At 70.5% G+C, this 9,676-nt stretch carries 11 protein-coding genes; 9 read left to right on the forward strand and 2 right to left on the reverse strand.

What is annotated here, in order from left to right; genetic code table 11:
• Positions 1 to 241 precede the first annotated feature (241 nt).
• Positions 242 to 1,528 (reverse strand): MFS transporter, encoded by a 1,287-nt coding sequence (locus ACTOWL_RS36730; RefSeq protein ID WP_441326261.1) that lies wholly within the window; start codon positions 1,526 to 1,528, stop codon positions 242 to 244.
• A gap of 166 nt (positions 1,529 to 1,694) precedes the next feature.
• Here ACTOWL_RS36730 and ACTOWL_RS36735 point away from each other — a divergent pair, with 166 nt between their 5' ends.
• The 8 genes from ACTOWL_RS36735 to ACTOWL_RS36770 all read left to right on the forward strand — a co-directional run bounded on the left by ACTOWL_RS36735 (position 1,695) and on the right by ACTOWL_RS36770 (position 7,626).
• A complete protein-coding gene (locus tag ACTOWL_RS36735; protein WP_441326262.1) occupies positions 1,695 to 2,078 on the forward strand; it encodes an AtpZ/AtpI family protein in 384 nt (127 codons plus the stop codon).
• A gap of 3 nt (positions 2,079 to 2,081) precedes the next feature.
• A complete protein-coding gene (locus tag ACTOWL_RS36740) occupies positions 2,082 to 2,804 on the forward strand; it encodes a F0F1 ATP synthase subunit A (RefSeq protein WP_441326263.1) in 723 nt (240 codons plus the stop codon).
• 63 nt (positions 2,805 to 2,867) lie between these two features.
• Complete coding sequence (locus tag ACTOWL_RS36745) at positions 2,868 to 3,092, forward strand: F0F1 ATP synthase subunit C (RefSeq protein ID WP_138885868.1); 225 nt, start codon at positions 2,868 to 2,870, stop codon at positions 3,090 to 3,092.
• 67 nt (positions 3,093 to 3,159) lie between these two features.
• The gene (locus tag ACTOWL_RS36750) at positions 3,160 to 3,651 is read left to right on the forward strand and encodes a F0F1 ATP synthase subunit B family protein (protein ID WP_441326264.1); all 492 of its coding nucleotides are present in this window, start codon (positions 3,160 to 3,162) and stop codon (positions 3,649 to 3,651) included.
• The gene (locus ACTOWL_RS36755) at positions 3,648 to 4,247 is read left to right on the forward strand and encodes a F0F1 ATP synthase subunit B family protein (protein WP_441326265.1); all 600 of its coding nucleotides are present in this window, start codon (positions 3,648 to 3,650) and stop codon (positions 4,245 to 4,247) included. The genes ACTOWL_RS36750 and ACTOWL_RS36755 overlap by 4 nt, the downstream gene beginning before the upstream one ends.
• A gap of 106 nt (positions 4,248 to 4,353) precedes the next feature.
• The gene (gene lepA, locus ACTOWL_RS36760) at positions 4,354 to 6,162 is read left to right on the forward strand and encodes a translation elongation factor 4 (RefSeq protein ID WP_441326266.1); all 1,809 of its coding nucleotides are present in this window, start codon (positions 4,354 to 4,356) and stop codon (positions 6,160 to 6,162) included.
• An 87-nt stretch (positions 6,163 to 6,249) separates the two neighbouring features.
• Positions 6,250 to 6,561 carry a hypothetical protein gene (locus ACTOWL_RS36765; protein ID WP_441326267.1) on the forward strand — a complete coding sequence of 104 codons (312 nt, stop codon included), beginning with the start codon at positions 6,250 to 6,252 and terminating at the stop codon, positions 6,559 to 6,561.
• Positions 6,562 to 6,654: 93 nt separating this feature from the next.
• A complete protein-coding gene (locus tag ACTOWL_RS36770; RefSeq protein ID WP_441326268.1) occupies positions 6,655 to 7,626 on the forward strand; it encodes an MBL fold metallo-hydrolase in 972 nt (323 codons plus the stop codon).
• Between the two features lie 4 nt (positions 7,627 to 7,630).
• Here ACTOWL_RS36770 and ACTOWL_RS36775 read toward each other — a convergent pair whose 3' ends face one another.
• Positions 7,631 to 8,050, reverse strand: a complete 420-nt coding sequence (locus ACTOWL_RS36775; RefSeq protein WP_441326269.1) for an ester cyclase — start codon at positions 8,048 to 8,050, stop codon at positions 7,631 to 7,633.
• Positions 8,051 to 8,279: 229 nt separating this feature from the next.
• On the opposite strand from ACTOWL_RS36775, the gene ACTOWL_RS36780 reads away from it, so the two are divergent.
• A partial coding sequence (locus ACTOWL_RS36780; protein ID WP_441326270.1) for an MFS transporter occupies positions 8,280 to 9,676 on the forward strand: 1,397 nt, incomplete at its 3' end.

Here is a 9,676-nt window from a genome sequence, read left to right on the forward strand (position 1 = left end):
CTCGCCTCCGTCGCCGACCCGCTCACCGCTTAATCCCCCGAACCGCCGGATACGGACCCGTATGTCCGGTGGTGTGGGAGGGGGGAGCCGCGAGGCTTCCCCCTATCCCGATAGATCCGGATTGCTTCGCCTCTCCCGCCCTGCGGGAGGGGCCGGAGGTGCTGGCGCCTCCGGGTGAGGGGAAAGCGTCGAGGCCGGGACCCGCTTTCAGCCGTCGGCGCCAGTGGCATTTCCAGACGGTCTAGCGGGCCGGCACGTCCTCGCAATCATCGTATCCCGGCTCGCATTCGGCCTCGTCCTCCGGCCGGATGCGGGGGTCCAGCTCGGCCGGGGCGGGGCTGGAGCCGGCGGCGAGGCCGACGAAGTGCTCGGCCTCCTCGGCGGCGACCCGGCCGCGCCGGGCCATGCGCCACAGCACGAAGCCGGCGAAGGCCCCGACCAGCACGGCGACATAGACGAACAGGGCGTCCGGCCAGAACCGCTCCATCGCCACGGTCGCCGCCAGCGGCCCGGCGGCGGAGCCGACCGACCACAGGATCAGCAGCGTCCCGGCCAGCGGCACATAGTCCTGCGGCTTGGCATGGTCGTTGGCATGGGCGACCGACAGCGGGTAGATCGCCTCGGCCATGCCGCCCCACAGCGCGAACAGCGCGATCAGCAGGGCGAAGCTCGCAGGCCCCGCGGCGATGCTGCCGAGCGCGGCGACGATGGTGCACAGGGCCGCGCCCAGGATCACCCAGCGCCGGTCGATCCGGTCGGACAGCCAGCCCAGCGGCCATTGGCACAGCAGGCCGCCGATCTGGGTCGCCGCCATCAGCGTCGCGATCTCGGCGGTGGAGAAGCCGCGATGCACGCCCCAGACCGGCGCCACGCCCTGCAGCGTCGCCGCCACCAGCCCGACCACGACGCAGCCGACCGCGCCGACCGGGGAGTTGCGGTAGGCCTTGCCCAGGATCGGCCGGATCCGGTGCGGCACGCTGGGGTGGCGCGACCGGGTCAGCGTCACCGGGATCAGCGCCAGGGTGAAGGCGGCCGAGGCCAGCACGAAGGGCAGCACGTCGCTGGTGTCGACCACGGTCAGCAGGAGCTGGCCGGCGCCGAGCGCCAGCATGATGACGATGACGTAGCTGGTCAGGATGCGGCCGCGCAGATGCCGCGGCGTCAGCTCGTTCAGCCAGCTCTCGGCCACCATGAACAGCCCGGCCGAGCAGAAGCCCATGGCCAGGCGCAGCAGGACCCAGCCGGGCAGGCCGATGGTCCAGGGCAGCGCCAGCCCGGCCAGGCAGGAGGCGGCGGCGAAGGCGGAGAAGGCGCGGATATGGCCGACCAGCCGGATCAGCCGGCCGACCACCAGGCAGCCGGCCAGGAAGCCGACGGCGCTGGCCGCGACCACCAGCCCGACCCGGTCGGCGGACAGCCCGGCCTCGGTCAGCCGAATCGGCACCAGGATCGCGAAGACGCCCTGGCCGAGCGAGACGATGGTGATGCCGGCGAGGATCGCCGCGACGGCCAGAAGCGGGCTGAGCATGCTCGACTCTAGCCTGCCGGAGCGGGCCGCTACCAGCGCCGGCGGTACCGATCGGGACGCCCGGCGGGAATGCCACGAAGCGGGCCGGTTTTGTCGCCTTGACGGGACCCCGGAGCGTCACTAAGGTGCGCGCCGCTTGAGGTGGGGGTGGCCGCCGCCCGAAAGGGTGTCCGACAACGTGACTCAGAACGACCAAAACCCGCTGCCGCATTCGGATTTCGACCGTCGCCTCCGAGAGGCGAAGGCGAAGCTCCCGGGGGCGGGGCGCGAGGCGAAGGGCGGAGATGATGGGCGCGATGTCGGCCGTGCTGGCATGGCCGCCGGCTTTCGCATCGCGGTCGAGCTGCTCGCCGCGATCGTGGTCGGCGCCGGAATCGGCTGGGGTCTCGACCAATGGCTCGGCACACGGCCCTGGTTGTTGATTCTGTTCTTCATCCTGGGTGCGGTGGCCGGCTTGATGAATGTCTACCGGACCGGCATGGAGCTGGACCGGGCGGCGAAGGCGAAGCGGGTCGCCGAGCAGGCGGAGCGCAACCGGGGCGGGAGATAAGGCGTGGCGTCGCCAACCGAGCAATTCCAGATCGAAAAGATCCTGCACGTCGACATCGGCGGCCTGGATCTCTCCTTCACCAACTCGTCGCTGTACATGGTGATCGCCGCGGTCGTCGCCTCGGCGGTGCTGTTCCTCGGCGGCAGCCGCCGGGCCCTGGTGCCGGGCCGGCTGCAATCCTTCGCCGAGATGCTGTACGAGCTTGTCGCCAACATGATCCGCGACAATGCCGGCAAGGAAGGGTTGAAGTACTTCCCCTTCATCTTCACGCTGTTCATCTTCATCCTGTTCGGCAACGTGATCGGGATCATTCCCGGCACCTTCACCTTCACCAGCCACATCATCGTCACCTTCGCCCTGGCCTTCGTGGTCTTCCTCGGCGTGACGGTGATCGGTTTCTCGCGCCACGGCGCCGGCTACCTGCGGATGTTCTTCCCGCATGGCGCGCCGCTGTGGACCGCGGTGATCCTGGTGCCGGTCGAGCTGATCTCCTACCTGTCGCGGCCGATCAGCCTCTCCGTCCGTCTGTTCGCCAACATGACGGTCGGCCACGTGCTGCTGAAGGTCATCGGCGGCTTCGTCATCGCCCTCGGGGTCGGCGGCATCGTGCCGTTCGCCTTCCTGATCCCGCTGACCATGCTCGAGCTCTTCATCGCCGTGCTGCAGGCTTACATCTTCGCCATTCTCAGCTGCGTCTACCTGCACGACGCGCTGCACCTCCACTGACGGATCGCTGCCGCGAACCGTTCCGGTCCAACCATCCAGAACCCATCCACGAAGGAAGAGAAAATGGAAGTCGAAGCTGCCAAGTTCATCGGCGCGGGCCTCGCTGCGATCGGCATGATCGGCGCCGGCATCGGCGTGGGCAACGTGTGGGCCAGCTACATCGGCGCGCTCGCCCGCAACCCGGCGGCCAAGGAAGAGATCGGCGCCAGCATCTGGATCGGCTTCGCCGTGACGGAAGCCATCGCGCTGTTCGCGCTGATCGTCGCGCTGATCGCACTGTTCGCCTGACGATCTCGCTGCCTAACGTCATGGGCCGGCCGCAGCCCTAGCGGCCTGGCCCGGCAGGGGGAGTCGGATGCCACAGTTCAATCCCGAGTGGTTTGCGTCGCAGCTGTTCTGGCTCGCGATCGTCTTCATCGCTCTGTACTGGCTCTTGTCACGGCGGCTGTTGCCGCGGCTGGCGGAGACCATCGACCAGCGCGCCGCGAAGATCGCCGGCGACCTGGAGCGGGCCGAGGCTGCGCGCGGCGAGACCGAGGCGGTGGCCCAGGCCTATGAGGCCGCGCTGGCCAAGGCCCGCGGCGAGGCCCAGGCTGCTGTCGCCGCGGCGAATCAGCAGATCGCGGAGTTGACGGCGCGCCGCCAGGCCGCCTTCGTCGCCGAGTTGGCGTCGCGGACCGCCGAGGCCGAGGCCCGGATCGGCAAGATCCGCGCCGACCTCAAGGCCGACGCCCGCGACATCGCCGCCGAGGTGGCCGGTGTGCTGGCCGCCAAGCTGACCGGTGCTGTGCCGGACCAGGCCGCGGTGACCGCCGCGGTCGACGGTGCGCTGGGAGGGGTCCGATGAGCGTTCTCGACACCATCGCGAATCAGCTCTTCGTCGGCGCTGCCTACGCCCAGGACGCGACGCACGGCCAGACCGAGTTCCAGCATATCGAGCATGCCGAGGCGGACACCCACGGCGCGGTCGAGCTGGTGCTGGCTGCGGCGCTGCTCATCCTTCTGGTGCTGCTGGCGGTGAAGGCCCGCGGCGCCATCCTCGGCGTGCTGGACAAGCGCACCGACCGGATCCGCGAGGATCTGGCCGAAGCCGAGCGGCTGCGCAGCGAGGCCGAAGGCCATCTCGCCCAGGCCCAGGCGCGCGAGCGTGAGGCGGTGGCCGAGGCCGCGGCGATCATCGAGCGCGCCAAGCACGATGCCCAGCGCCATCGCGAGAAGGCGGCGGTGGACATCGAGGAGGCGATGAAGCGGCGCGAGGCCATGGCGCTCGAGCGCATCGCCCAGGCCGAGGCCCAGGCGCTGGCCGAGGTGCGGTCGACCGCCGTGAACGTCGCCGTCGCGGCGGCCCGCGACCTGGTCGGCCGGCAGATCTCCGCCGATCCGGCCAAGGGCTCGGCGCTGATCGACGAGGCGATCGCGGATCTCGGCGGCAAGCTGCACTGATCCCTGCCTTATCACCGACACGGACGGGCCCGGTTTCGACCGGGCCCTTTCGCTTTGGGCCCGGTGCCCTTATGGTCCGGGCCGATCACGTCTCCAGGCGCATCCGATGAGCTTTCCCCAGGACCATATCCGCAACTTCTCAATCATCGCCCATATCGACCATGGCAAATCGACCCTGGCGGACCGGCTGATCGAGCGCTGCGGCGGCATCGAGCTGCGCGAGATGAAGGCGCAGCTGCTGGATTCGATGGACATCGAGCGGGAGCGCGGCATCACCATCAAGGCGCAGACCGTGCGCCTTGGCTACACCGCCAAGAACGGCGAGGCCTATCAGCTGAACCTGATGGACACGCCCGGCCATGTCGACTTCGCCTATGAGGTCAGCCGGTCGCTCGCCGCCTGCGAGGGCTCGCTGCTGATCGTCGACGCCTCGCAGGGCGTCGAGGCGCAGACCCTGGCGAATGTCTACCAGGCGATCGACGCCAACCACGAGGTGGTGCCGGTCCTCAACAAGATCGACCTGCCGGCGGCGGAGCCGGAACGCATCCGGCAGCAGATCGAGGACGTGATCGGCCTCGACGCGTCCGAGGCCGTGCTGATCTCGGCCAAGACCGGCATCGGCATCGACGACGTGCTGGAGGCGATCGTCCACCGCCTGCCGGCGCCGAAGCACGCCGACCCCCAGGCGCCGCTGAAGGCGCTGCTGGTCGACAGCTGGTACGACCCGTATCTCGGCGTCGTCATCCTGGTGCGGGTGGTCGCGGGCACGCTGAAGGTCGGGCTGAGGGTCCGCTTCATGGCGACGGGGGCGGCGCGCGAGCTGGACCGCGTCGGCTACTTCACGCCGAAGGCGGTGCAGGTGCGCGAGCTGGGCCCCGGCGAGATCGGCTTCATCACCGCCGGCATCAAGGAGATCGCCGAGACCAAGGTCGGCGACACCATCACCGAGGACCGCCGCCCGTCGACGTCGCCGCTGCCGGGCTTCAAGCCCTCGGTCCCGGTGGTCTGGTGCGGCCTGTTCCCGACCGACGCCAACGATTTCGAGCGGCTGCGCGACAGCCTGGGCAAGCTCGCCCTCAACGACGCCAGCTTCCATTTCGAGGCCGAGACCTCGGCCGCGCTGGGCTTCGGCTTCCGCTGCGGCTTCCTGGGCCTGCTGCACCTGGAGATCATCCAGGAGCGGCTGGAGCGGGAGTTCGACCTCGACCTGATCACCACGGCGCCGTCGGTGGTCTACAAGCTGCACATGACCGACGGGTCGGTCATGGACCTGCACAACCCGTCCGACATGCCGGACGTGATGAAGATCGACCGGATCGACGAGCCCTGGATCAAGGCCACGATCATGCTGCCCGACGAGTATCTCGGCGGCATCCTGCAGCTGTGCACCGAGCGGCGCGGCGAGCAGGTCGAGCTGACCTATGTCGGCGGCCGGGCGATGCTGGTCTACCGCCTGCCGCTGAACGAGGTGGTGTTCGACTTCTACGACCGGCTGAAATCGATCAGCCGCGGCTATGCCAGCTTCGACTACCAGATCGATTCGTACCGCGAGGGCGACCTGGTGAAGCTGTCGATCCTGGTCAACCAGGAACCGGTCGACGCCCTGGCGATGATCGTCCACCGCGGCCAGGCCGACCGCCGCGGCCGCCACCTGTGCGAGCGGCTGAAGGACCTGATCCCGAAGCAGCTGTTCAAGATCGCGATCCAGGCGGCGATCGGCGGCAAGGTGATCGCCCGCGAATCGCTGGCGGCGCTGCGCAAGGACGTGCTGGCCAAATGCTATGGCGGCGACATCAGCCGCAAGCGCAAGCTCCTGGACAAGCAGAAGGAAGGCAAGAAGCGGATGCGCCAGTTCGGCGAGGTCGAGATCCCGCAGAGCGCCTTCATCGCCGCGCTCAAGATGGGGGATCAGTAAAAGCCAGGAGGGGAACCACTCTCCCGTCTCGCTGTTGCCTTCAGGCATCCCTCGCGATGCGCACCGCAACTCCCGGGAGGGCCCGTCATGGCGACCGAGATCGAGCCGGTGATCGTCTATGAGGAGGACGGGCAGCAGAAGCTGTTCAGCCGCGCCGACGCGCTGGTGGACTGGCTCGGCGCCCTGTTCCAGACCGTCTCCGACGACCGCAGCCTCGAACACGAGCGGGCCGGGATGAAGCGCGAGGAGCTGCTCGGCGAGATCGACGCGCTGCTGGCCGCCCTCAAATCCGACATCGCCGCGGGCAAGCCGCGGATCAGCCCGGCGACGCGGACCGAGGCGGCGGGGCTCGTGGCCGCCTTCCGCACCGTGCATCCGCCGACCGGCAAGCTGCCGTGAGCCTGCGCTCTTGATTCGTTTCCGCTGCGTTCGTGCTGCGTTTCAGCTAGCCTCTCCGGGACCGGTCCATCGCGACTCACCCGGAGATCTGCCATGCCGCTCGACCGCCGCCGTTTCCTGGCCTCGGCCCTCGCCGTCCCGGCCCTGCCGCTGCTCGGTTCCCTGCCGCGTCCCGCCCTGGCCCGGGCGGTGCCCGCCGCCGGGCCGGTCGCCGGCCTCTATCGCTTCAAGGTCGGCGCCTTCGAGGTGACCAGCATCAATGACGGGATGCTGAACATCACGCTCGACCAGTTCCCCGCCGCCGATCGCGCCGGGGCGGAGGCGCTGCTGCAGCGCGCCTTCCATCCGCCCGCGGCCATCCCGACCGCGGTCAACGCCTATCTGGTCAACACCGGCGACCGGCTGGTGCTGGTCGACACCGGCACCGCCGCGACGCTGGGCCCCAACCTCGGCAAGGTCGGCGCCAACCTCAAGGCCGCGGGCGTCGACCCGGCCGATGTCGACCTGGTGGTGCTGACCCATATGCATCCGGACCACGCCAACGGCCTGGTCGACCCCGCCGGCGCCGCCGTCTTCGGCAAGGCCGAGCTGGCCGTGGCCGAGGCGGAGTACGCCTTCTGGACCGATGACGGCATCCTGTCCCAGGCCCCGGCCGAGGTGCATCCCTACTTCGCCATGGCCCGGGCGGCGGTGAAGCCCTATGCCGGGCCGGACCGCATGAGCCGCTTCGGCAAGGACGCCGAGATCGTGCCCGGCATCCGCGTCCTGGCCGCGCCGGGCCACACCCCCGGCCACAGCATGGTCGAGGTCGCGTCCGGCACCGACCGGCTGCTGATCTGGGGCGACATCGTGCATGCCGCTTCGCTGCAATTCGCCAGGCCGGACTGGGCGATCAACTTCGACGTCGACCAGCCGGCCGCGATCGTCAGCCGCAAGCGGGTGCTGGACCAGGCCGCGTCCGACCGGGTCGTGGTCGCCGGCGCGCATCTGGCCTTCCCGGGCATCGGCCATGTCGGCCGGGCCGGCGAGGGCTACGAGTTCGTGCCCGCCTTCTGGCAGCCCTGAGAGGTCACAGCATCGCTGCCGGATCCAACTCGCGCGGGACATGGCCCAGCTGCTGCAGCAGGCCGAGCTTGTCCCAGGCGTCCCAGATCCGCGTCGCCCGGCCGTCCTCGATATGGGCGATCGACAGGCCGCCGATGTCGACCGGCATCGGCCCGGCCGGGCCGGCCGCGGAGCCCTTCGCCCGCCAGCGCAGCGCCACGCGGTCGTCGGCGGCCAGCACCTCCTCGACCGTGAAGGTGATGTCCGGAATCGCCTGCTGCAGCCTGGCGACGAGTTGCTTCATCTCGTCCCGCGACCGGCCGGCCCCGCTGTGCAGGTCGGTCGCGGCGCAGCCCTCGCACAGGATCTCGTCCGCCACCTCCAGCCGCCGCTCGTTCCAGACCTCCTGGAACCAGCGGCGGACCAGCATCTCGTTCGGATGCATCGTGCCCTCCCCGGGATCAATCCCGCCGCCAGTGTAGCGCCGGCGGGGCTGTGCCGGCCCGGCGGTTCCGGCAGGGCCTGGCCGGGCGGTGCGCGCCGGGGTCATGGCTGCGACCGATTGCGCCGTCCCGGCTGATACGCCGTCACGGCATTGGTCGCTGCCGGCCGGCGCCGCGATGATGCGCCTGCCGGAGGGGGGACCGATCCGGAAAGGTGCCGGGATGCGTGCGATGATGAACGAGCCAGCGCCGGCCATGGCGAACGGGCTGCCGGTGCCGCGCCGCTACGGCGCGGTGCTGACCCTGTCGATCGGCATCGCCATGGCGGTGCTGGACACCGCCATCGCCAACACCGCTTTGCCGACCATCGCCGCCGACCTGCAGGCCAGCCCCGCGGCCGCGGTCTGGGTGGTCAACGCCTACCAGCTGGCGGTCGTGGTCTCGCTGCTGCCGCTGGCGGCGCTGGGCGAGATCATCGGCTACCGCACCATCTACATCGCCGGCCTGGCCCTGTTCACCGTGGCGTCGCTGGTCTGCGCCGCCGCCTGGTCGCTGCCCAGCCTGACCGCGGCGCGGGTGCTGCAGGGCTTCGGCGCCAGCGGCATCATGAGCGTGAACGCCGCGCTGATCCGCTTCAGCTATCCCAGCCGCTCGCTCGGCCGCGGCATCGGCTTCAACACCCTGGTGGTGGCCGTGTCCTTCGCCCTCGGCCCCACGGTGGCCGCCGGCATCCTGTCGGTCGCGCCCTGGCCCTGGCTGTTCGCGGTCAATGTGCCGCTCGGCATCGTCGCGCTGATCGTCGCGGTGCCGACCCTGCCGCACACCGCGCGCTCGGCCCACCGCTTCGACGTCGTCAGCGCCATCCTGAACGCCGGCGCCTTCGGCCTGCTGATCGTGGCGATCGGCGAGGGCGCGCACCAGGCCGGGCCGCTGGAGATCGGGCTCGCGCTCGCCGCCGCCCTGGTCTTCGGCGTGGCGCTGGTGCGCCGGCAGGCCGAGCATCCGGCGCCGATGTTGCCGCTCGACCTGTTCCGGCGGCCGATCTTCGCCCTGTCGGCGGTCACCGCCGCCTGCTCCTTCGCCGCCCAGGGCCTCGCCTTCGTCGCGCTGCCCTTCTACTTCCAGACGACGCTGGGTCGCAGCGAGGTCGAGACCGGCCTGCTGATGACGCCCTGGCCGGTGGTGGTGGCGGTGATGGCGCCGGTCGCCGGCCGGCTGTCCGACCGGTATTCCGCCGGGCTGCTGGGCGGCATCGGGCTGTTCATCCTCAGCCTCGGCCTGGCGCTGCTGGCCCTGCTGCCGCCGGACCCGAGCGTGTTCGACATCTGCTGGCGCATGGCACTGTGCGGCTGGGGCTTCGGCTTCTTCCAGGCGCCGAACCAGAAGGCGCTGCTGGCTTCCGCCCCGCCCGAGCGCGCCGGCGGCGCCAGCGGCATCGTCGCCCAGGCCCGGCTGATGGGGCAGACCATCGGCGCCGCGCTGGTGGCGCTGTGCTTCGGCCTGGCGGGCGCGCAGGGGCCGGCCCTGGCTCTGGCGCTGGGTGCCGTCTTCGCCGGCCTGGCCGGCATCGCCAGCTGGGCGCGCCTGCTGCCCGACGACCCGTCCCGCCGGCCGCGGCGGATCGAGCC

This window comes from Inquilinus sp. CA228, from assembly GCF_052078665.1.
Classification (GTDB): domain Bacteria; phylum Pseudomonadota; class Alphaproteobacteria; order DSM-16000; family Inquilinaceae; genus Inquilinus.

Bases quoted from the DNA above. Each gene is read 5' to 3' on its own strand.
- ACTOWL_RS36730 (WP_441326261.1), bottom strand. From the start codon at position 1,528: ATGCTCAGCCCGCTTCTGGCCGTCGCGGCGATCCTCGCCGGCATCACC.
- ACTOWL_RS36775 (WP_441326269.1), bottom strand. From the start codon at position 8,050: ATGCATCCGAACGAGATGCTGGTCCGCCGCTGGTTCCAGGAGGTCTGG.
- ACTOWL_RS36770 (WP_441326268.1), top strand. From the start codon at position 6,655: ATGCCGCTCGACCGCCGCCGTTTCCTGGCCTCGGCCCTCGCCGTCCCG.
- ACTOWL_RS36755 (WP_441326265.1), top strand. From the start codon at position 3,648: ATGAGCGTTCTCGACACCATCGCGAATCAGCTCTTCGTCGGCGCTGCC.
- lepA (WP_441326266.1), top strand. From the start codon at position 4,354: ATGAGCTTTCCCCAGGACCATATCCGCAACTTCTCAATCATCGCCCAT.
- ACTOWL_RS36745 (WP_138885868.1), top strand. From the start codon at position 2,868: ATGGAAGTCGAAGCTGCCAAGTTCATCGGCGCGGGCCTCGCTGCGATC.
- ACTOWL_RS36750 (WP_441326264.1), top strand. From the start codon at position 3,160: ATGCCACAGTTCAATCCCGAGTGGTTTGCGTCGCAGCTGTTCTGGCTC.
- ACTOWL_RS36765 (WP_441326267.1), top strand. From the start codon at position 6,250: ATGGCGACCGAGATCGAGCCGGTGATCGTCTATGAGGAGGACGGGCAG.